The organism is Spongiibacter marinus (genome assembly GCF_016906995.1).
Classification (GTDB): domain Bacteria; phylum Pseudomonadota; class Gammaproteobacteria; order Pseudomonadales; family Spongiibacteraceae; genus Spongiibacter; species Spongiibacter marinus.
The window spans coordinates 104,945-127,736 of sequence record NZ_JAFBBD010000005.1 but is presented as its reverse complement, the minus strand read 5'-3'; the positions used below and the strand labels follow the sequence as shown (position 1 = coordinate 127,736).

20 protein-coding genes and 1 tRNA gene are annotated in these 22,792 nt (G+C 55.3%); 3 read left to right on the top strand and 18 right to left on the bottom strand.

All coding sequences use genetic code 11. The features are described from left to right. Positions 1–153 precede the first annotated feature (153 nt). Entirely contained in the window at positions 154–1,362 is a 1,209-nt protein-coding gene (locus tag HNR64_RS08990) for a hypothetical protein (RefSeq protein WP_204996165.1), read from the top strand. Here HNR64_RS08990 and parC read toward each other — a convergent pair. Then, a complete protein-coding gene (parC, locus tag HNR64_RS08985) occupies positions 1,346–3,607 on the bottom strand; it encodes a DNA topoisomerase IV subunit A (protein ID WP_204996164.1) in 2,262 nt (753 codons plus the stop codon). The two genes, HNR64_RS08990 and parC, sit on opposite strands and share 17 nt — an antisense overlap. Positions 3,608–3,727: 120 nt before the next feature. Between parC and HNR64_RS08980 the strand changes: the two genes are divergently transcribed. Further along, entirely contained in the window at positions 3,728–3,982 is a 255-nt protein-coding gene (locus tag HNR64_RS08980; protein ID WP_027874141.1) for a hypothetical protein, read from the top strand. A gap of 11 nt (positions 3,983–3,993) precedes the next feature. On the opposite strand, the gene HNR64_RS08975 is transcribed toward HNR64_RS08980, so the two are convergent. Then, positions 3,994–4,170 carry a hypothetical protein gene (locus tag HNR64_RS08975; RefSeq protein WP_027874142.1) on the bottom strand — a complete coding sequence of 59 codons (177 nt, stop codon included), beginning with the start codon at positions 4,168–4,170 and terminating at the stop codon, positions 3,994–3,996. Between the two features lie 106 nt (positions 4,171–4,276). On the opposite strand from HNR64_RS08975, the gene HNR64_RS08970 reads away from it, so the two are divergent. After that, entirely contained in the window at positions 4,277–4,759 is a 483-nt protein-coding gene (locus HNR64_RS08970; protein WP_204996163.1) for an FKBP-type peptidyl-prolyl cis-trans isomerase, read from the top strand. A 19-nt stretch (positions 4,760–4,778) separates the two neighbouring features. On the opposite strand, the gene HNR64_RS08965 is transcribed toward HNR64_RS08970, so the two are convergent. The 16 genes from HNR64_RS08965 to ftsH form a co-directional block, all read right to left on the bottom strand. After that, positions 4,779–5,615, bottom strand: coding sequence for an alpha/beta hydrolase (locus tag HNR64_RS08965; RefSeq protein WP_204996162.1), 837 nt, complete (start codon positions 5,613–5,615; stop codon positions 4,779–4,781). Further along, entirely contained in the window at positions 5,597–7,444 is a 1,848-nt protein-coding gene (locus tag HNR64_RS08960; protein ID WP_204996161.1) for an Lnb N-terminal periplasmic domain-containing protein, read from the bottom strand. Before HNR64_RS08960 ends, HNR64_RS08965 begins: the two co-directional genes overlap by 19 nt. A 67-nt stretch (positions 7,445–7,511) precedes the next feature. Then, positions 7,512–7,994, bottom strand: a complete 483-nt coding sequence (locus HNR64_RS08955) for a DUF3015 domain-containing protein (protein WP_204996160.1) — start codon at positions 7,992–7,994, stop codon at positions 7,512–7,514. Positions 7,995–8,164: 170 nt separating this feature from the next. Then, positions 8,165–10,279 carry a polyribonucleotide nucleotidyltransferase gene (gene pnp / locus HNR64_RS08950; RefSeq protein ID WP_204996159.1) on the bottom strand — a complete coding sequence of 705 codons (2,115 nt, stop codon included), beginning with the start codon at positions 10,277–10,279 and terminating at the stop codon, positions 8,165–8,167. Positions 10,280–10,351: 72 nt separating this feature from the next. Further along, a complete protein-coding gene (gene rpsO, locus HNR64_RS08945; RefSeq protein ID WP_027874146.1) occupies positions 10,352–10,621 on the bottom strand; it encodes a 30S ribosomal protein S15 in 270 nt (89 codons plus the stop codon). A gap of 139 nt (positions 10,622–10,760) precedes the next feature. Next, positions 10,761–11,696, bottom strand: coding sequence for a tRNA pseudouridine(55) synthase TruB (truB, locus tag HNR64_RS08940; protein ID WP_204996158.1), 936 nt, complete (start codon positions 11,694–11,696; stop codon positions 10,761–10,763). A 2-nt stretch (positions 11,697–11,698) separates the two neighbouring features. Further along, positions 11,699–12,088, bottom strand: coding sequence for a 30S ribosome-binding factor RbfA (rbfA, locus tag HNR64_RS08935; RefSeq protein WP_036256379.1), 390 nt, complete (start codon positions 12,086–12,088; stop codon positions 11,699–11,701). Positions 12,089–12,115: 27 nt separating this feature from the next. Beyond that, positions 12,116–14,887 carry a translation initiation factor IF-2 gene (gene infB / locus HNR64_RS08930; protein ID WP_204996157.1) on the bottom strand — a complete coding sequence of 924 codons (2,772 nt, stop codon included), beginning with the start codon at positions 14,885–14,887 and terminating at the stop codon, positions 12,116–12,118. Between the two features lie 29 nt (positions 14,888–14,916). Continuing rightward, a complete protein-coding gene (nusA, locus tag HNR64_RS08925; protein ID WP_204996156.1) occupies positions 14,917–16,419 on the bottom strand; it encodes a transcription termination factor NusA in 1,503 nt (500 codons plus the stop codon). A gap of 44 nt (positions 16,420–16,463) precedes the next feature. Then, entirely contained in the window at positions 16,464–16,919 is a 456-nt protein-coding gene (gene rimP / locus HNR64_RS08920) for a ribosome maturation factor RimP (protein WP_204996155.1), read from the bottom strand. Positions 16,920–17,248: 329 nt separating this feature from the next. Continuing rightward, positions 17,249–17,334 (bottom strand) — tRNA-Leu (locus HNR64_RS08915). Positions 17,335–17,345: 11 nt separating this feature from the next. Further along, positions 17,346–17,720 carry a preprotein translocase subunit SecG gene (secG, locus tag HNR64_RS08910; RefSeq protein WP_204996153.1) on the bottom strand — a complete coding sequence of 125 codons (375 nt, stop codon included), beginning with the start codon at positions 17,718–17,720 and terminating at the stop codon, positions 17,346–17,348. Next, complete coding sequence (gene tpiA, locus HNR64_RS08905) at positions 17,721–18,476, bottom strand: triose-phosphate isomerase (RefSeq protein ID WP_204996151.1); 756 nt, start codon at positions 18,474–18,476, stop codon at positions 17,721–17,723. It lies immediately after the preceding gene. 61 nt (positions 18,477–18,537) lie between these two features. Beyond that, positions 18,538–19,872: a phosphoglucosamine mutase gene (gene glmM, locus HNR64_RS08900; protein ID WP_239547743.1), complete on the bottom strand. Its 1,335-nt coding sequence runs from the start codon at positions 19,870–19,872 to the stop codon at positions 18,538–18,540. Positions 19,873–19,874: 2 nt separating this feature from the next. Continuing rightward, positions 19,875–20,744, bottom strand: coding sequence for a dihydropteroate synthase (folP, locus tag HNR64_RS08895; RefSeq protein ID WP_239547742.1), 870 nt, complete (start codon positions 20,742–20,744; stop codon positions 19,875–19,877). Between the two features lie 5 nt (positions 20,745–20,749). Then, positions 20,750–22,702 carry an ATP-dependent zinc metalloprotease FtsH gene (gene ftsH, locus HNR64_RS08890; RefSeq protein WP_204996332.1) on the bottom strand — a complete coding sequence of 651 codons (1,953 nt, stop codon included), beginning with the start codon at positions 22,700–22,702 and terminating at the stop codon, positions 20,750–20,752. Between the last annotated feature and the right edge of the window lie 90 nt (positions 22,703–22,792).

The window sequence follows — 22,792 nt, the reverse complement described above, 5'->3', positions numbered from 1 at the left end:
TAGCGGGAGTGCCGCGCCTGCCCAAGCACTGCTGACAGTGGAGGTGACTTTCTGCCAGCGCTTTTGCACGAGATCTGAGGAAAATGCACTTTACCCGCTAACAGCCTTGTTATACTCCTGCCAGGCAACCACTCTCTCAGCGGATAAACAAACATGCTAAAACAGCTTCTGCGCCTACCTCTAGCGTCGAAATGCGGCCTTATCGCCGCGCTGATATGCGGTATTGCCGGCCTTACCCTGCTAATTACCAGCATGACCGCCAGCAAGCAGATCCTGCTAGAAACCACCCGCTTGATCGGCCAGCAGTGGACCAATCAGCTTGCCTCCCAGAGCCAGCAAGCGCTGTTGCGCAATGACCGTGTCAGCCTGCAGGCCATATTGCAGGACTATATCGAAAGCCCGCTCATCGTGTACGGCAGCATTCAAAATGCGCGCGGCGAAGCCGTCGCGGAAGCCGGAACCTGGCGGGACGACCACCTGAACTACCAGTCAGCCGTCGCTGCAGACGGGCGTCTCGGGCAAGTCAAACTGTCGTTGAGCAGCGAGCTAATTGGCAATGAAATACGCGATCTCGGTAAAACGCTGTTATTGCTCACCGCCATCCTCTGCTGCCTGAGCTATGCGCTGATCGCCGTACCCATGCTCGGCATCGAGCGCCATTTGGATAGGGCCCGCGCGCGCCTTGCCCAACCAATCAAAGACGATGAGAGCCTCTACCCCGGCCAAGATGCACTCGGCGAGCTGCTAAATGAAATACATAATCCCCAGATTCGGCTGATGCAGGCCGGTGAAAAACGTTACCGCGACTACTACATACTGCACTGCCATTGGCAGGCCTATGACGACCTGAAAGAAAAAATGACCGCGGAACGCTTTGAGCAGCAGCTGCAGACGGCGTTTGCCCGCAGCGAGGCCATTGCTCGCCTCTACCACGGCGAACTCATACTGACTCGGCACAACGCCGTCACGCTGCGCTTCTTCCAATTGGACGGCTGCGACGCCCCACTGTTTCGCGCATTGTGCGCCGCAGAGCTACTCCACAAGCTGGACCGCAGTTTAAAAATTCGCCCGGGTATCGCCCGCGTCTGCAGCGAGGGCAGTGACTGGCACTGCCAGGCTGACGAATGTGCGGCTATTGACCGGCTGCATATCACCACCGCCGAAGGCGAAGGAATCTGGCTGGACAACAACTGCTGCAACCACGAGCGCCTCGATGCCTGGGCAAGCTGTCGAGGCAACCGCGTGGGAAGCCTCAAGTCGCCCTACAATGAGTTACTGGAGCGCCAGCACAGCCAGCTGAAGTCGCTCGACCTGGAGCAACTGCAGCGTCGCCCCAATGGCGGCGCTACTGCTCAGCACTAATCAGCTCAACGCCATCAACTTTCTGGAAGCCACGCGGCAATTTGTGGCCACGGCGACCGCGCTCACCCAAATAGTGCTCAAGTTCCGAGAGTTTTAAAGACAGGTGGCGCTTGCCAGAGAGCACCTTAATGCTGTCGCGACTGCCCATTACCACCGTTGCCACCACATACTCTTCTCGGCTGGCGACGCGTGCGCCGGGAATACCAATCAGCTTGTTGCCTTTGCCACGCGCCATAATCGGCAAATCAGTGACGGGGAAAACCAACATACGGCCCTCGCTACTGATCACCACGACAAAATGCTCTTCAAGCCCGGCAACCGCAACCGGCGACATTACCTGACCACCCTTAGGCAGGGTCAGGGTCGCTTTACCGGCTTTGTTTTTACTGTGTAAATCACCCAGCTTGGCAACGAAGCCATAACCCGCATCGGAGGCCAGCAGGTAATAACTGTCGTCGCCCCCCATCATCATTCCGCAAAAGCTCACGCCCGACGGCGGGTTAATGCGCCCAGTCAGGGGCTCCCCCTGTCCTCGAGCCGATGGCAGTGTGTGAGCGGCGACGCTGTAACTGCGGCCGGTGCTGTCCAAGATCAATACGGACTGGTTACTGCGCCCCCTCGCCGCCAAATTGAAACGGTCGCCCGACTTATAGCTAAGAGCAACAGGGTCAATATCGTGGCCTTTGGCCGCGCGAATCCAACCCATTTCCGACAAAACAATGGTTACTGGATCAGCGGAGACGATATCCTCTTCCGCAAAGGCCTTCGCCTCGTTACGCGCCACCAGCGGTGAACGGCGCTCGTCGCCATATTCTTCTGCCGCGGCCAATAGCTCTTTGCGCACCAGCGTTTTCATTCGACGGGTGGAGCCAAGCGTCTGCTCGAGCTGGTCCCGCTCGGCCGACAGCTCTTCCTGCTCGCCGCGAATTTTCATCTCCTCGAGCTTGGCCAAATGACGCAGTTTCAGCTCTAGGATGGCTTCGGCTTGCGTGTCGCTTAAACCGAAGCGCTCCATAAGCACAGGCTTCGGTTTATCCTCTTCACGGATAATGGCAATGACCTCATCGATATTGAGGAACGCGACCAATAAACCATCGAGAATATGCAAACGCTTGAGAACTTTATCGAGACGGAATTCCAAACGCCGGCGAGTGGTGTTGGTACGAAACTCCAGCCACTCTCCGAGAATACGATCCAGGCTCTTTACCTGCGGCCGGCCATCAATGCCGATCATATTCATATTGACCCGATAACTGCGCTCCAGGTCCGTGGTGGCGAACAGATGGTTCATTAGCGCTTCGGTATTCACTCGGTTAGAGCGCGGCACGATCACCAGCCGGGTCGGATTTTCGTGGTCGGACTCATCGCGCAAGTCGACCACCATTGGCAATTTCTTGGCCTGCATTTGCTGGGCAATTTGCTCCAACACCTTGGAGCCTGATGTCTGGTGAGGCAACGCCGTAATAACGATGTCGTCGTGCTCCTCCTGCCACACCGCCCGCATTCTCAAGGAGCCGCGCCCGGTCTCATAGATTTTTCGAATTTCGTCAGCGGGGGTAATCAGCTCGGCATCGGTAGGAAAATCCGGGCCCTTCACGTGCTCACAGAGTTCGGCAACGGTGGCCTTGGGCGCATCGAGAAGATGAATGCAGGCACTCACCACTTCCCGAAGATTATGAGGGGGGATATCGGTGGCCATTCCCACCGCGATACCTGTGGTACCGTTCAGCAAAATATTGGGCACCCGCGCGGGCAGCATGGCAGGCTCATCAAGCGCACCGTCAAAATTCGGCACCCAATCTACCGTTCCCTGCCCCAACTCGCTCAGCATGACTTCGGCGTAGCGCGTTAACTTGGATTCGGTATAGCGCATCGCCGCAAACGATTTGGGGTCATCGGGAGAACCCCAGTTCCCCTGACCGTCAATCAGCGGATAACGGTAAGAGAAGTCCTGAGACATGAGCACCATGGCCTCATAGACCGCACTATCGCCATGGGGGTGGAACTTACCGATAACATCGCCAACGGTGCGCGCCGACTTCTTGTATTTTGCGCTGGCCTTTAATCCCAGCTCACTCATCGCATAGACAATTCGGCGCTGAACAGGCTTTAAGCCATCGGCAATATTCGGCAGCGCGCGATCAAGAATAACGTACATGGAGTAATCCAAATACGCCTTCTCGGTATAAGATTTTAATGGGATCTGCTCAACGCCATCGGCGCCGATCACGATATTGTCAGACATAGATTTAGCCAGTTCCTCAAATGTTCAGCATTCCCGCAGAATGCCCCATACGTGTAATTACGAAGCGCTTACACCGCGGTGCCGTCATATACTTTTGCCATGTCACAAGAGGATTGCGAAATGGCAATGTCAAAAGTAGTCACGCTGTCAGAGTATCGAGAAAACACTCAGCAGATGCAGATCGACGACATTAGCGCACAGGCGTTCTTGTTTCTACAGGAACAAGCCTCAGAGAACAACGTTCCAATGCGAAAACTCCTCATGGAGCACCTGCTAGGGATCGCATGCGTGGTGAAAGCGGTGGAAGGCCATGACGAGGCCCAAAACTGGTTGGCACTGATCAGCGCCGAGCTCGACGAAGAACTCGCACACTAAACTCACGCCGCTTAGTCGGCGCGGGTTTTAGTCAACCCACAGCGCTCACACTTATAAACACTCACCAACCGTCCCTGCTTTACATCAAACTGCGTACGCTTTTCCACCTTCCACTTATGGTGGCCTTCCCGGCACAGGCTGCTTTGTTTGCGCGGCTTGCGTGGCGCAAATTTAACGACCTCTCCCATATTCTCGAACTCCTTTCTTGTTTTTCTACCCTAAGCCCTCATCAGCACTTATTATACGCGGCAAATGCTCTAGCGAGCCGTGGCAGTGATGATTGCAGGGGGATGTATGGAAATCGATACTAATTGTGTGGTGGCCTTCCACTATGAGCTGCGCGACAGCAGCGGCGGTGTATTGGAAAGTAATTTTGGCGAGACGCCCACCCTCTATTTACACGGTGCTAACAATATTATTCCCGGCCTGGAAAAAGCCTTCAGCAAACGCCAAGCCGGCGATGACTTTGAAGTCACGCTTCCGCCCGAGCAAGCCTACGGCGTAGTGCAAGAGGGTAAACAGCAACGCATTCCTGCCAAGTATTTGAAGCACGAGGGTAAATTACGTGTGGGCCAAATCGTGCGTTTCAATACTGACCAGGGCAGCCGCAGCGCTACCGTAGTGAAGGTGGGCAAATTCTCTGTCGACGTGGACACCAACCACCCACTGGCGGGTAAAACCCTTACCTTTACCATTCATATCGACTCAGTGCGCGCCGCCACCGCGGAGGAGCGTGAGCACGGTCACGCTCATGGTGAGGGCGGACACCAACACTGACGGCGTCGGTTCGCGCAGCTTAGCGCCCTACGCTCTCATCAATAAAATCCAGTAGGCGCTGCCGCGTGGCAGCGCGATGAAAACTTTCAATGTGACCGCCGTCGTATACGTAAAGTGACTTTGGCGGTTTGGCTTGTTCATGTAACTGCTGCGCATGATGCAGAGCAATCACCGGGTCGCGTCGGCCGTGAATAATCAGCACCGGCGCTGGCGGCAGCGATAACAGGGCATCGATGGGATCAAAACCCGATGGCATGGCCCAGCCAACCGGCCACTGCAACAACCAGGTAAGGGGGCTCTTAGCAGCCTGCTCTCTCGCCACAGCAGAATAGCGAGTAAAACCGGCATCGAGCACCAGCCCGGCAATATGCCCCGTAAGCGCCTCGGCCTCTCGCGCAGTCGCGGCAGCCATCAGACTTGCCCCTAAGCTCTGCCCCAATCCAAACAAGGGCCAATCCCCCTGCTCAGCCAACAACCACTGCCAGCTTGCGCGTACATCTTCTACCGCCGCCGCCACACTGGGCACCCCCTCGGATTTACCGAAGCCGCGATAGTCAATTAACAGAACATTGACGCCCTCTTTCGGCAACCAATACACACTCGCCAAGTGGGTACTGATATTCTCGGCATTACCGTGGCTGAATAACAGCGTTGCGCGGGGCTGCTCAGCTGGCAGCCACCAGCCGTGGAGCGCTGTATTTCCGACAGGGATTCGCACATCCTGATACACAAGGCCGACATCTTCCGGCGTGCGCAGCAACTGCTGCTGAGGAAAAAATAACAGCGCCTCGCAGCCACTTAATAAAACAACGGCGAGACACAACGCCGCCGCACGGCCTAAAAATGCTGACGCCATGATAGCGCTACTCCGTGAGAATGCCCCCAAGGCTGGTCTCGATAGTCGATACTCAAGCGCAAACTGCTATCGGCAGACCATGCATAATTCCCGCTGAGTTTAAGGACCTTCCTTTCTCCGGCGCCGGAGAAGTCCTGCCACTGGCCTGCTATCTCGGCAGAATACTTGGTTCCTTGCCAAAGCTGGCCAATATTGATGCCAGGCGCCAACCGCCAGTCCTCGCGAAAATCCGCGTTATATTCAAAACGCAATGCCGGCATCAGGTAGGCCACGCCTTTCATCACTGGCCAGGTCCCGCCGCCGCTGGCATTAATCTGCGCAACAAGCGGCTGACTGGGGGCATCATCCAAGCGCTCCAACCCCAGTTGAACCTGCCAGCTGATCGGTGAAAAGAACTCTCCCCGAGGAGACAAGGAACGGATATCGACGAGGTCGAAGCGTTGCAAACGCACGCCTTCCTGATCCTGCCACCGCAACGCCAAGTTACCCATTACCAAGCTGGCTCCCTCAGGATAGCCCGCCATAGCATCCAGGGCATCGTGATAACTAATCCGCCAATTCAGATCGACATACTCCAACGCCTCGTTCCCCGCAGGCCCCTGCTCGGAAAATTCTCGATAACCCACGCCCAAGCCGAACATTGACGTTCTGTGCCCACGCTCCGGTCGCGGCGGCGTGCTGACTACCGGCGCGCTGAAGCCTCCAGGCTTACGTGCACCACGGAGTAAGCGAAGACTCCGCGCCGCCATTTCAGTGGTTCGCGGAGCCGTGTTCAGTCGATAACGCAAGTATCGATAAGCGGCCAGGTAGGTTGCTCGCTGAGCGTCGGCATCCAGGCCGGTATCCGCTAAGTCTTCCCTGTCACCATCGGCCAATTGGCGAACCCAGACTCTTTGCTCGGCACTGAGAGCAGCCGTTAAGGTATCTAACTCCAGCCGCTTTGATGGCCGGTAATCAATCTGACCGACCAATCCAGCGTCAACGACTTCGCGCACCGTGTCCACTGGCATTGCGGCATATTCGAAGGGGCTCGTTAGATCCAGACCGGGACGCGCAACTTCCAATAGCTCCAACAAGCGATAGGAACAGTTTTCGTCAAAGAAAAAATAGTCGAAGTTAACATTGCGCAACTCCCACACATGACTGAGTAAACGCTCTATTTCGTCATCCGCTAATGTCAGTCGATACTCCCACATATCGCGATTTTCCAGGCGGGTATATTCCTGAATTTTCTGATAGTAAGGCTGCATACTGAACAGCCCTGGGTAGCCACCAAATAAGCCTCGGTAGGCGTAGAGCAAATCGTTCTCACCGGGCGGGATATTCGCGCCGAAATTTAACGCATACGAGAGGAAATCGCTGTCGCCGCGCTCACCCGCAGGGTCCAATCGCAAAAAGGTATGTCCATACATCGATGAGGGGCTGTTCAAATAACTTGAGGCGAGCACTAAAACAACCGCGTCCACATTAAGCTTGTCACGCCATTGCCGATATTCGTCGCAGTGCTGAGCGGCCGGTGCCAACAGCTTTTTTTCGACCAGCCATTGCTCTCGCGCAGGATAGCGGCATCGCAACGACGGTTCCGCTGAAAACGCCGCAAGCGTTTCTGTCAGTTCTGCAAGTGGACTACTCCGGCCAGTCTCAGCCAGAAAAAAGCGCGGGTCGTCGACATAGCTCGGGCCTGTCGATGACTTTGGGAAGTGCAGCAACGCGCGCCACTGTGGCTCCGCGGCATACGCCTGCAGCGACTCTGTCGTGGCCGCAAACACCGCTGAGCTGGCGCACATACCCAGCAATATAGTCAGAGCTTGTTTTAGCTTCGCTCTCATATTTTATTTCTTCCATAAACACAAAACGGCCCCTCGGGGCCGTTAAGGTAACGCTAATGCCAAGCAATTAGGAAACGTACTTCGCCAGCTGCTTATCCTGCTTCATCAATTCCACAATTGAATTCATCACAGATTCCGCATTCACGTCAGCCGAGGGGAACAGGCTGTCGAAATTATTATGCAGTGTGGTTTTAAATACTCCGCGGTCTTCCTCGGCAATGCCAAAAGACACAGCAACGGCCGTCAGGGCCTCGCCTTCACCACGCGCGACGTCTTCAGAAAACTCGTCCATGATCTGACCGACGTTCACCATCGACTTACCGCCATATGTCAGCGTGCCGTCGGCTGAACAACCGTTGGTGCCAGAGGTCATACCGAAAGTCGCATTACCGGAGGTACCATTAGTCCATGAAGCCAGGAAGTGAGATGCCAGTCCAGACTGGCCTGAGAATAGCATATTCCCCCAACCGCAATTTGGGCCACCCGGAGCGACAGCGAAACTTGCACTAGATGCCGCCAAAAAAGCCGTTGCCATCATTACTTTTTTCATAGGATTTCCTCTTGTTGTTGTTTGCATTCCATCAAACTGCATGTCGAGGTTATCACAGCCTTCAAGCTTGTCTAGCGGCAATCTCTGCTATGTCACACTATATAAAAATGACTTTATCTCACGCATAAAAAAACCCCACCGAGGCGGGGTTTCGTTCACAGCGAGAGCACTTATTCCGCTTCGGGAGCGGCGGCCTCTTCTGCTTCAACTTCTTTCATAGAAAGTTTAATGCGACCACGCTGATCGACATCCAGGACTTTAACTTTAACTTCCTGACCTTCTTTCAAGTAGTCGCTGACATTCTCAACACGCTCTTCCGAGATTTGCGAGATATGTACCAGACCATCCTTGCCGGGCAGGATATTAACAAAGGCCCCGAAGTCGACGATACGCGCGACAGTGCCAACGTACGTTTCACCGACTTCAGCCTCTGCAGTAATAGCGAGAATGCGCTCCACTGCAGCATCGCGAGATGCAGCGTCAGAACCGTAAACACGCACGGTGCCATCATCTTCAATATCGATTTGCGCTTCAGTCTCTTCGCAAATACCGCGAATGGTTGCGCCGCCTTTACCGATAATGTCGCGAATCTTGTCAGAGTCGACCTTCATCACGTGCATGCTGGGGGCATTGTCCGACACGCCGTCGCGAGACACCGACAGCACCTGATTCATCTGACCCAGGATGTGCAAGCGCGCTTGTTGCGCTTGCTCCAGCGCGACTTCCATGATCTTTTGCGTAATGCCTTCGATCTTGATGTCCATCTGCAATGCAGTAACACCGTCGGCTGTACCGGCAACTTTAAAGTCCATATCACCGAGGTGATCCTCATCACCCAGGATATCGGTCAGTACCGCGAAGCGCTCACCCTCTTTAACCAGACCCATGGCAATACCAGCAACGGGCGCTTTCAGCGGCACACCGGCATCCATCAGCGACAGGCTGCCAACGCACACTGACGCCATGGAGCTAGAACCATTGGATTCAGTAATTTCAGACACCACGCGAATGGTGTAAGGGAATTCTTCAGCCGTGGGCAGTACCGCAGCCAAACCACGACGAGCCAAGCGGCCGTGACCGATTTCGCGGCGGCCTGTGCCACCCATGCGACCACACTCGCCCACCGAGTAAGGAGGGAAGTTGTAGTGCAGCATGAAGTTGTCTTTACGCTCACCTTCCAGAGCATCGATGAGCTGTGCGTCACGAGTGGTACCCAGCGTCGCAACACCAATGGCCTGAGTTTCACCACGAGTGAAAAGGGCAGAACCGTGGGCCTTGTTCAGCATGCCCACTTCTACGCTAATGGGTCGCACAGTGCGGCCATCGCGACCGTCGATGCGTGGCTCGCCATTGAGGATACGTTGACGAACAATTTGTTTCTCCAGCTTACCGAATACCGCTTTCACGTCTTCAGCATCAAACTCGGCGTCATCACCAGAAGCCAGCTGCTCAACGGCTTGGTCGCGCAGCTCGCCCACTTTGGCGTAGCGCTCCATTTTGTCGGTAATGCGGTAGGCCTCACCCAAACCACCTTTAAAGCCATCGGCAACAGCGGCCATCAGCGCGGTGTTCTCGGGCTCAGGCTGCCAGTCCCAAGTGGGCTTGCCCGCTTCAGCGGCCAGCTCTTTAATCACTTTAACGGCAGCTTGCATTTCCTGGTGGGCGTACAATACCGCACCCAGCATTTGATCTTCGCTCAGCTCTTGCGCTTCTGATTCAACCATCAGAACGGCGTCTTCAGTGCCCGCAACAACCATGTCCAGCAGGCTTGTGCTCAGCTGGCTGTAGCTCGGGTTGAGGATATAGCCATCTTCTGCGGTGAAGCCCACGCGAGCTGCACCGATAGGGCCAGCAAAAGGAACACCCGATACCGCCAGCGCGGCCGACGTACCGATCAGTGCCGCGATATCCGGGTCAACGTCTTTCTCAGACGACATGACGGTACAAACAACCTGCACCTCATTTTTAAACCCATTGGGGAATAACGGACGAATCGGACGGTCGATCAAACGCGACGTCAGCGTTTCTTTCTCAGAGGGACGACCTTCGCGCTTGAAGAAACCACCGGGGATTTTACCGACGGAGTAAGCACGCTCTTGGTAATGCACAGACAAGGGGAAAAAGTCCTGACCGGGCTTGGCAGCCTTTGCTGCAACCACGGTACACAGAACTTGAGTTTGCTCGATGGTGACGAGCACCGCGCCACTTGCCTGACGGGCAACACGGCCGGTTTCCAATGTAACGGTTTGACCGCCCCACTGGAACGTTTTAGAAACGGGATTCACGAATTATTTCCTCCCTAAACAGGGGTTACAAAAAGTATGAGGGGGCCTGCGGCCCCCTCACTTATTCTTCTTTTAGCGACGCAGACCCAAACTTTTAATCAGTTTGCTGTAACGCTCTTGGTCTTTGCGTTTCAGGTAGTCCAGCAATTTACGACGCTGGTTTACCATGCGGATCAAACCACGGCGAGAGTGGTGATCCTTTTTGTGGCCTTCAAAGTGACCCTGCAACTTGTTGATGTTTACCGTCAACAGTGCAACTTGCACTTCTGGCGAACCAGTGTCGCCTTCGGCAGTTTGGTACTGTTTTACAACTTCAGCTTTTTCTGCGGCAGATAGTGCCATAATAATTTCCTCTTACTGATATGCGTGAATAAGCAAGCCTGACCGTGCATATCTACAGACAGGTTTGGAAACCCTTCGGGCCTCGTCAAACTTTACAACTGGCCTCACGCAATACATCGCAAAAACCAGCGGCGTATTATCACATATTTGCCAGCAAACGACGAGGCGTAATGCGCCCGTCGGCCAACAATTCACCCAAGCCCATAAAAACCGGGCCAGATGGCGTGGTTTCGTATAAGCGGAACAACTCTCCAGCAGGCAACTGCGGCACAAATACCGCCTGACCGTTGCGCAAAAAGCCAGCGGCGACCTCACCGAGCCGCGCCGCCGGGATATGGCTCAAGGCGGTGTCCAAGGGCAGCAACAAGGCGTCAAGCTCGTCAAATGCCTCCCGGTCACGCAATGGCTGCAGCGCATCGAAATCCAAGGCCTGAGACTCATCGAAGGGCCCTGCCTGCACACGCCGGAGGGCGGAGACATAACCGCCTACCGTCAGCGCCGCGCCAATGTCTTCGGCGAGTGAGCGAATATAGGTGCCCTTGCTACAGTGAACCAACAGGTCGACTTCAGCACGCGCGCCGGGCCGAAATCCCTCAAGCTCGAGGCGACTGATGGTAACAGGGCGCGCCTCACGCTCAACTTCAACGCCTTTACGCGCCAGCTCATAGAGCGGTTTGCCGTCTTTTTTGAGGGCGGAGTGCATTGGCGGCACCTGCAGAATCTCTCCACGAAATTCCGGCAGCACTGCCTCGACGTCGGCCTCAGAAAGAAAGCTAGCATCGGTAATGGCAACGACCTCACCCTCGGCATCGCCAGTGCTGCGCTGCTCGCCGAGCACAACCGTAGTGCGATAAACCTTATCAGCATCGAGGAGGTACTGGGAAAACTTCGTCGCCTCACCGAAGCAAATCGGTAAAACGCCGCTGGCTAGCGGATCGAGCGCCCCGGTATGGCCGGCCTTTGCTGCTTTGTAGATCGCTCGAGCCACAATCATGGCAGAGTTCGAGCTGCGCTCCAGCGGCTTATCCAACACAAGGATGCCGCTGACCGCGCGGCCTTTTCGACGACGCCCCAAGCTCAGGCCTCGTCGTCGTTATCGGCCTGGCGGCTGCGATCGGAATCGACGGCCTGCTGAATGAGCGAACTCAAACGCTGACCTCGATCAATAGAAGAGTCGTAGAAGAACCGCAACTGCGGCGTTGTACGAGCATTATTTACCTTGGCAACATGGCTGCGTAAAAAACCTGCAGCCTTGTTGAGCGCCGCCAATGACTCAGCGGCTTCCTCGGCATTGTCTTTACCCATGACCGTCACGAAAATTTTCGCATGACTCAGATCACGGCTCACTTCAGCGTCCGTGACACTCACCATACCAATGCGTGGGTCGCGAAGTTCAAGCTGGATCAAGCTGCCCAGCTCTCGCTTCAAAAAGTCGGCGATGCGGGCGGTACGACTAAATTCTTTCATTAGCGTGCCTCCCGCTCTTGCAATGCCTTACAGTGACCGGGCAATTTCTTTCACCTCGAACACTTCGATCTTGTCGCCGGGACGAACGTCTTTGTAGTTCTTAACGCCGATACCGCACTCAAGACCGTTCTTCACTTCGTTCGCATCGTCTTTAAAGCGACGCAGGGACTCAAGTTCACCCTCGTATATCACCACATCGTCGCGCAGAACGCGGATCGGCTTGCTGCGATAAACCGTACCCTCGACGACCATACAGCCGGCGATGTCACCAAACTTCGGCGAACGGAATACGTCACGCACTTCGGCAATACCCACAATTTCTTCGCGCATTTCTGGGCTGAGCATACCGCTCAATGCCGACTTCACATCGTCGATCAAATCATAGATGACGCTGTAGTAGCGCAGGTCGATACCTTCGCTTTCCGCCAACTTCCGCGCACTGCCGTCAGCACGTACGTTAAAGCCAAACATCACCGACTCGGAGGTCATCGCCAGATTCACGTCAGACTCCGTGATACCGCCTACACCGCCGGTCACAATATTGACGTTTACTTCGTCATTACCAAGATCCAGCAATGACGCCTGGATAGCCTCGAGCGAACCGCGCACATCGGCTTTTAGCACGACGTTCAGAGTCTTGCGATCACCGGCTTCCATGCTTTCAAACATGCGATCCAGTTTGGCAGCTTGTTGACGCTTGATACGCTGCTCGCGCTCGCGCACCTGACGGAAGTCAGCCACTTCACGCGCCCGGCGATCATTTTCAACCACCACAAAGCCATCGCCCGCTTCAGGCGTACCATCCAAGCCGAGAATCTCGACGGGGATCGATGGCCCGGCTTGCTTAACCGGTTTACCGTTCTCGTCCAGCATCGCCCGAACACGGCCATAGCACTGACCGGCCAGAACAATATCACCTTGCTTGAGCTGACCTTGCTGCACCAGCACTGAAGCCACGGCACCGCGACCTTTATCAAGGCGCGACTCAATCACCATACCCTGAGCAGGAATATCGTCAGCGGCTTTAAGCTCTAGCAGTTCAGCTTGCAGCAGCACGGCATCCAACAGAGCATCAATGCCCTCACCGCTGTGTGCAGACACATAGCAGAACTGTGTATCACCGCCCCACTCTTCAGAGATAACCTCTTTCTGAGAGAGTTCGGTTTTCACCCGCTCGGGATCGGCGCCCTCTTTGTCCATTTTGTTAACCGCAACTACCAGCGGCACTTCGGCTGCACGAGCGTGGGCAATTGCCTCTTCGGTTTGCGGCATAACACCATCGTCAGCCGCAACTACCAAGATAACAATGTCGGTACTTTTCGCACCGCGGGCACGCATTGCCGTAAAGGCCGCGTGTCCTGGAGTATCGAGGAAAGTGATCATGCCGTGACCAGTTTCCACATGGTAAGCACCAATGTGCTGGGTAATACCACCCGCTTCGCCACTGGCCACTTTTGCCTTGCGAATATAGTCCAGCAGAGAGGTTTTACCGTGGTCAACGTGACCCATTACGGTCACTACCGGAGCGCGCGTCTTCAGGGTACCCTCACCCGTCTGAGCAACCAGCGTTTCTTCCAACGCCTCTTCCACGGCATCTTCAGAAACGATCTTGGCCTTGTGGCCCATTTCTTCGACAACGAGTTGCGCCGTTTCCTGATCCAGAGGCTGATTAATGGTCACCATCATGCCCATTTTCATCAGCTCTTTAATTACTTCAGCCGCTTTCACCTTCATTTGCCCCGCCAGCTCACTGGCGGTGCTGGTTTCACCGATAGACACCTCGTAGGTGATCTTCTCAGTGGGCGCCTGGAAGGCGTGGCGCTGCTGATCTTCTGGCAGTTTGAGCGTTTTCTTCTTGCGGCGACCGGCTCCGCGATCATTATCAAAATCGTCGCGACGACCTTTGCCTTTTTTACCTTTTTTGCCCTTGCCGCGATCGTCATTATCGCTGCTTGGCGCGGCCCGCAAATGACGGGGACCGGCTGATTTCTTCTGCTCAGTTTCAACGCGTTCTTTGCGCTTGCGCTCACGTTCTTCTTCTTCGCGCTTTTTCTCCGCTAAGACAGCAGCACGACGCTCTTTCTCGCGCTCTTCCTCTTCTTTACGGCGCAGGATTGCACGCTGACGCAGGATTTCCGGGTCGATATCACGAGGGTCTTCTTCAACAACCTCTTCGACGTATTCATCCTGAACAGGGGCGGCCGCCACCTCAGGCTCCGCTTCCGGCTCGGGTTCCGCTTCCGCCGCTGGCTCTTCTGCCACTGGCTCTGGTTCGGGCTCAGCTTCCGGTTCGGGCTCAGGCTCGGGTGCAGGCTCTGCCGCCTCGACAACCTCAGTTTCTTGAGGTGCTGCGGTTTCAGGCACCTCAGCTGCAGGCGCTTCTTCTTTGACTTCCGGCTCAGCAGCAACCTCGACAGGCGCTTCAGTGGCTGCAGCTTCCGCTTGCTCAGCTTCAGCAGCCAGACGCGCCGCTTCCTCGGCCTCTGCGGCCAGCTCAGCAGGGTCGCGTTTTACATACGTCCGCTTCTTGCGCACTTCGATGTTGACAGTTTTCTTGCCCGCACCTGAACCTGTTTTTAGCGTACTGATGGTCTTACGCTTCAAGGTAATTTTACGCGGCCCCTCGGTGGACTCACCGTGGCTGCGCTTTAGAAAGGTCAGCAGAGTTTGCTTGTCTTCGTCGGACACCTTTTGTTCCGCCGAGCTGTGCGACAAACCGGCCTCTTTCATCTGCCTAAGTAGACGCTCTACTGGTGCGCCAACAACTTCGGCAAGCTGGCTCACGGTAACTTCAGCCATTCATTATCTCCCTAAACTGTACGACTCGCTTAGCTTGCTGATTCGTCTTCGTCGGCAAACCAGGGGGCACGGGCAGTCATAATCAGCTCAGCAGCCCGCTCTTCAGTCATATCTTCAATATCGAGAAGATCTTCAACAGCTTGTTCAGCCAGATCTTCCATCGTCACAATGCCACGGCTGGCGAGGATGAAGGCCAGGTGTTTCTCCATGCCATCCATCGTCAACAGGTCTTCAGCCGGCTCAGCAGCATCCAGTTGTTCTTCACTTGCAATTGCCTGAGTCAGCAGCGCGTCTTTGGCTCGCGCGCGCAATTCCTGAGCAATTTCTTCGTCAAAACCTTCGATCGCCATCATCTCTTCAAGCGGAACGTAGGCCACCTCTTCAAGGGTGGTAAAGCCTTCTTCCACAAGTACTTCGGCAACATCTTCACCGACGTCCAGGCTCTCCATGAAAGATTCGATAATCTGGCCAGATTCCTGCTCGTGCTTCTCAGCCATCTCATCAACGCTCATTACGTTGATCGTCCAACCCGTCAGCTCACTAGCCAGTCGAACATTCTGTCCGGCACGACCGATGGCCTGCGCCAGGTTATCCTCGGCAACACCCACATCCATGGTATTGGTATCTTCGTCGACGACGATCGACTCAACTTCAGCCGGTGCCATCGCGTTGATTACCAGCTGCGCTGGGTTGTCGTCCCACAGGATAATGTCAACACGCTCATTGCCGAGCTCACCCGATACGGCTTGCACACGCGAACCACGCATACCGACACATGCACCAACCGGGTCGATGCGGCCGTCGTTAGTCTTAACGGCGATCTTCGCGCGAGAACCCGGGTCACGAGCAGCAGAGCGGATTTCGATCACATCTTCAGAAACTTCTGGCACTTCAATTTTGAAGAGTTCGATCAGCATTTCCGGGCATGCACGGCTGAGGAACAGCTGCGGGCCTCGCGCTTCCGGGCGTACGTCTTGCAGAATGGCGCGCACACGGTCATTGATGCGGAAAACTTCCCGCCCCACCAGCTCTTCTCGAGGCAGAAGGGCCTCGGCGTTGTTACCAAGGTCAACAATAATGCTGTCACGGGTGACTTTTTTCACCGTGCCATTAATCAGCTCGCCGACGCGACCGGCGTATTCTTCAACAACCTGCGCTCGTTCGGCCTCGCGCACTTTTTGCACGATAACCTGCTTGGCTGTCTGCGCAGCAATTCGGCCAAAGCCGACGTTTTCAATTTGCTCTTCATATACATCGCCAGCCTTAAGGCTCGGGTCACACTCGTGAGCCTCTTCGAGCGTAAACTGCGTGCCGAGCAATGCCATTTCATCATCAGGCATTACTTCCCAGCGACGGAAGGTCTCGTAATCACCGGTCACCCGATCAATTACAACACGGATATCCGAGTCTTCTTCATAGCGCTTCTTCGTCGCAGTGGCCAAAGCCTGTTCCATCGCCTCGAAGATGATGTCCTTAGACACCCCCTTCTCGTTGGATACTGCTTCAACTACCAGCAATATTTCTTTACTCATCGTCCGCCTCTATTCCGTAGCCGGCTGTTATGGTTAATTGCCCGTCAGAAACTCGGGACAATCTGTGCTCTGTCAATTTGCTCGAATGGCAACAAGTACTCGTGACCATCAAGCTGAATAACAACTTCATCACCCTCAATCGCTACCAAGCGACCTTGGAATTTGCGCCGCCCTTCAAAGGCGATGCGCAAGCGAATATTAATATCGCTGCCAATATACTCAGCGTACTGTTCTAAGCGATACAAGGGGCGGTCCATACCCGGCGAAGACACCTCAAGCGTGTACTCACCAGTAATCGGATCCTCGACATCCAAAACACCGCTCACCTGATGACTGACCTTGGCGCAATCATCAACAGAAATACCGGCCTCTGCATCAATATAAATGCGAAGCATGCTGCGCTTTGCGTGGGACTGGTATTCAATCCCCCACAAATCAAACCCCAGGGCTTCGATGCCCGGCCTTAGCATTTCTTCTAGCTTGTCGCGCTGTGCTGACAAATTAATTACCCACCAATAAAAAATGGGCCCAAGGCCCACCATCGAAATTTCCTGTCGACCATCGCAAACTACACCGCGACGATACGAAAAAGCCCCTACGTAAGGGGCTTTTAAAAACTTCTATAAAAGCAGATGAGTCGCCCTACGCACCCGATGACGGAAACTCTCGCCGCCACCAGAACTGACCTGCTCCAAGGAGGCGAAATTATAGACAGTCGCCCGAACCAGGTCAAGATAAACACAGGCAAATACCCACATACAGGCGCACGATCATGGCGACAACGGGGCATAAAAAAAGGGAGCTGCCTTGCAACTCCCTTTTCGGTATTTGGTGCCGAAGGCGGGACTTGAACCCGCACGAGCTAAGCTCACTACCCCCTCAAGATAGCGTGTCTACCAATTCCACCACTTCGGCTTTATTACTACTTACTGCCCCTGGGGCATGTCGCTGTCGCTCATCGCCGGCATGTCCGACGCAGCCGCCTCAGGGAGGTCACCCTCAGGCACTGGAGCCACTTCGCGACTCTCCTCCAGAACAGGTACATCGATGATATCTTCACCAACGACACTGCGCTGCTTGGCCACATAAGCCAACGACAAACTGGTTACAAAGAACAGTGTTGCCAGGATCGCGGTCGCGCGGGTCAGCACATTACCACTACCATCGCTGCCAAACAACGTCTGCGATGCACCTGCACCAAAAGACGCCCCCATATCGGCACCTTTCCCCTGCTGAACAAGGATCAAACCGATAATGGCCAGCGCAGCCAAAACATGTACAACTAATATAATTTGTTCCATTTACTCCGCCGCCCGACATATTGCGGAAAATTCCTGCGCATTCAACGATGCGCCACCGACCAAGCCACCATCGATATCAGCCTGGCTAAATAACTCAGCAGCATTCGCCGCTTTTACACTACCGCCATAAAGAATTCTCATCTCATTTGAGAGATTGGCATCTTTTTCGGCAAACACGCTGCGAATAAACGCGTGTACTTGTTGCGCCTGCTCCGGGGTGGCGGTCTTACCTGTACCAATTGCCCACACCGGCTCGTAAGCCACTATTAAGGAACCCAAGTCTGCTACTGACAGTTGATCCCAAAGCGCATTCAGCTGACGCGCAACCACTTCTAGGGTTTGCCCGGCTTCGCGCTCAGACTCCGATTCCCCCACACACAGCACCGGCGTTAAGCCTACATCGAGAGCGCGCTTGACCTTTGTGACGACAAGCGCGTCACTTTCACCATAAAGCGCCCTGCGCTCAGAGTGCCCGGCAATCACATAGCGACAACCGACATCGGCCAACATGGCTGCCGACACCTCACCCGTGTATGCACCTTCACCGGCGTATTCACAGACATTCTGGGCACCAACGGCAACCGGACTTCCCTTGAGCACCTTAATCGCGTCGTTGATATAAACCGAACTGGGGAAAACGGCAATATCAACGCTTGGCTCAGAGGGTAATTCAGCTTTTAGGGCAGTCAGCAACTCACCGATAGCCGCACGATCTCCGTGCATTTTCCAATTACCTGCTACCAGTTTGCTCCGCATAGCACTTCCCTTAGCGCAAAATGGGCGCCAATCTTACATAAACTTATACACACATACAACATCAGCTTGCCAAGCTTTCAACGCGCTGCGCCAACTGCTTACAGAGCCGCTGTACCTGCTGCTCGTCATGTCCTTCAACCATGACGCGAATCAACGGCTCGGTGCCCGAGGCACGCAGCAATACCCGCCCTCGATCACCCAGCTCTGCCTCCACATCAGCAACTGCCGCCTGCAACGCGGCGTCACTCAGGTCGAAGGCACCCGCTGTACGAACGTTTATCATCACTTGCGGCAACATCTGCAGTGGCGCGCGCAAGGTGGAGAGCGAAGCGGATTGTGTCTGCATGGCTTTCAGTACTTGCAGCGCAGCCACTACGCCGTCGCCAGTGGTACTCACATCCGAGCAAATAATATGCCCCGAATTTTCACCACCCAGCGAGAAGCCTCGCTCATTCATTAATGCCTTCACGTAACGATCGCCGACGTTGGCGCGCTCAAAGGGAATACCAAGCTCGCCAAGCGCGAGCTCCAAGCCCAGGTTGGACATAAGTGTTCCCGCCACACCATCGCAGCGACCCGTGCGACGGTGTTGATCCGCGGCAATGATGTACAGCAATTCATCGCCATCGACCAGTTCGCCATTGCTGTCGACAAACAATACGCGATCGCCATCGCCATCAAAGGCAATACCCAAGTCGGCCTTCTCTGCCACCACGCGCTCGCACAGCGCTTTGGGGTCGGTCGAGCCATATCCGGCGTTAATATTTAAGCCATCCGGCGCCGCACCAATAACTACGAGTTCGGCCCCCAGCTCGGCAAACACCGCTGGCGCCACATGATAGGTCGCGCCGTGGGCGCAATCCAAAACCAGTTTAAGGCCGCTCAGGGAAAGGTCGGAGCCGACCGTCGATTTGCAGTATTCAATATAGCGGCCCGCTGCATCATCTATGCGCTTGACCTTGCCCAGCGCCGACGAATCGACGGTGGTCATCGGCAGGTCCATCGCCGCTTCGATTGCACTTTCAAGCGCATCGGGCAACTTACTGCCTTCAGCCGAAAAGAACTTGATACCATTGTCGTAATACGGATTGTGGCTGGCACTAATAACAATCCCTGCGCGCCCCTTAAAGGTACGGGTCAGATAGGCAATCGCCGGCGTTGGCATTGGCCCCAGCAAACGCACATCTACGCCTGCCGCCACCAAGCCCGCTTCCAGCGCAGACTCAAACATATACCCCGAAATCCGCGTGTCCTTACCAATTAACACTCGGCTGCGGCCTTCTTTTGCGAACACCTGGCCAACCGCCCAGCCCAGCTTCAGAACAAACTCGGGAGTGATGGGAAACTCCCCCACTCGACCGCGCACACCATCAGTGCCGAAATACTTTCTTGTCATTATCAGAATCCTTTTAGCGCTGCGGCGACGGCTAAGGCATCGGCCGTTTCAGCGATATCGTGGGCACGAATGATGGCCGCGCCGCGCTCGGCAGCGAGAGCAGCCAGGGTGATACTACCGGGCATACGATCAGCAACTGCTCGTCCGGTAATATCACCCACCATAGACTTGCGCGACACTCCCACCAACACCGGATAACCCCAGGCGCACAATTCCGGCAGGCGGCGGAACAAGGCCAGGTTGTGGGCTAGCGTCTTACCAAAGCCAAAACCGGGGTCCAGCAGTAAGCGCTCCGCTGGTATTCCCGCGTCGGCGCAGGCGGCTACGCGTTCACGCAAGAAGGCCTCTACCTCAGTGACGACATCCTCGTACTGCGGTTGACGCTGCATATCCCCCGGTTCGCCACGCATATGCATCAAACAAACCGGCAGGCCGGAGTCGGCAGCCGCCGCTAGCGCGCCTTCGCGACGCAAAGCCCGCACATCATTGATCAGCCCAGCCCCCGCCGAAGCCGATTCGGCGATCACAGAAGCCGTGCTGGTATCCACCGAAATCACCACATCAAATCGCCGCGCAACCGCTTCTACCGCGGGCAGCACACGCGCCACCTCCTCCGCCTCGGAAATCGGCGCCGCGCCGGGGCGCGTTGATTCACCACCAATATCAATCATGGTGGCACCGGCGCGCAGCGCCGCATCGACCTGGTTCAGCAGGGTATCGAGGTGCAAACCGCCATCACGGAAATAGCGCCCGCCATCGGAGAACGAGTCGGGAGTGACATTGATTACCGCCATTAACTGCGGTTTCGAGAGGTCTAAAACGCGATCGCCACAGCTCAGCTGTGGCGATTCGGGAATCTTCGATAAAGCCATCGGGATCAATGATCGCTTACCGAATCAACAAAGGGGTCTTCGGGGCCGCGCTTGCGTGGCTGCTCGACGTCTTCTTCCGCTCCGTCATCCACCACCGGGCGCTGTTGGCCGCCGCGACGATTTTGGTCGTCATCCCAGCCCGCTGGGCTGCGCGGCTTGCGCCCCGCCATAATGTCGTCGATCTGCTTGGCATCGATGGTTTCGTACATCATCAATGCTTCAGCCATCATATCCAGCTTACTGCGATTTTCTTCCAAAATGCTCTGCGCCTTGGCATAGCACTCATCGATGATGCGTCGTACTTCCTCATCGATCTGTCTGGCTGTCTCGCCGGAGACACCCTTACCAGGCTGAGCGGCAGAGCGACCCAAAAAGACTTCTTCGTCAGCATCGTCGTACATCAGTGGGCCCATTTTTTCTGACAGGCCCCACTTCGTTACCATTTTGCGCGCGATGTCGGTGGCACGCTGAATATCGTTCGACGCCCCGGTAGTGACGCCGTCGGCACCCAGCGTCATCTCCTCAGCGATACGACCGCCAAACAGCGAGCATATCTGGCTGATAATGTGGCGACGGCTCAGGCTGTAGCGATCTTCCTCTGGCAAGAACATGGTCACACCCAGGGCGCGCCCACGCGGAATAATACTCACCTTGTAAACGGGATCGTGCTCAGGCACAACGCGGCCAACAATGGCATGCCCGGCCTCGTGGTAAGCGGTATTGAGCTTTTCCTTCTCCGACATCACCATCGATTTGCGCTCGGCGCCCATCATGATCTTGTCTTTGGCCAGGTCGAACTGTTCCATCGTCACCAGGCGCGAATTTGCCCGCGCGGCAAACAGCGCCGCCTCGTTTGCCAGGTTCGCCAGATCAGCACCCGAGAAACCCGGTGTACCGCGAGCAATAACCGCGGCATCCACATCGTCACCGACCGGCAATTTGCGCATATGTACTTTCAGGATTTGTTCACGTCCGCGAATATCGGGCAGACCAACCACGACCTGGCGGTCAAAACGCCCGGGGCGCAGCAGGGCCGGGTCAAGCACATCGGGGCGGTTCGTCGCGGCAATAACGATAACGCCATCATTAACTTCAAAACCGTCCATCTCAACCAGCAGCTGGTTCAGGGTTTGCTCACGCTCATCGTGACCACCGCCCATGCCGGCACCACGGTGACGGCCGACGGCGTCGATCTCATCGATAAAGATAATGCAGGGTGCTTGTTTTTTGGCCTGTTCAAACATGTCCCGCACACGCGAAGCACCTACACCGACAAACATCTCGACAAAGTCTGAACCGGAAATCGAGAAGAAGGGGACTTTTGCCTCACCGGCAATCGCCTTGGCAAGCAGGGTTTTACCCGTTCCCGGGGGCCCCACCATCAATACGCCGCGAGGGATTCGGCCGCCTAAACGCTGGAATTTTCCGGGGTCGCGCAGGAACTCAACCAACTCCTGTACGTCTTCCTTCGCCTCATCGACACCGGCAACATCGGCAAAGGTGGTTTTAATCTGGTCTTCACTCAGCAGTCTGGCCTTACTTTTGCCAAACGCCATCGGGCCGCCTTTGCCGCCACCCGCGCCACCTTGCATCTGGCGCATGAAAAACATAAAGATCGCGAGAATAATTAAAATCGGGAAGCTGGCGACCAGCAATTGCGTCCACAGGCTTTGCTGCTCAGGCTTGCGCCCTTCTACAACAACATTGTGTTCCAGCAGGTCGTCAATCAGCTTGGGATCATCGAGCAAGGGACGAACGGTTTCGAACCGGCTATTATCGTTACGCTGGCCGCTAATGACTAAGCCATCGATCACCACCTTTTGCACACGCTCGTTTTGCACCTCAGTAATAAACTGGGAGTAATTGAGCTGCTCAGTAGGCGATTGCACGCTGAAGTTATTAAATACTGTCAGCAACACTGCGGCGATAACCAGCCACAATAATAAATTTTTAGCCATGTCGTTCAAAAACCGATCCTCATATCGCACACTGCGCAAAGCCAGTTGGCCAGGCGCACAGTCCTAGACCCCACTCTACTACAGAAATTC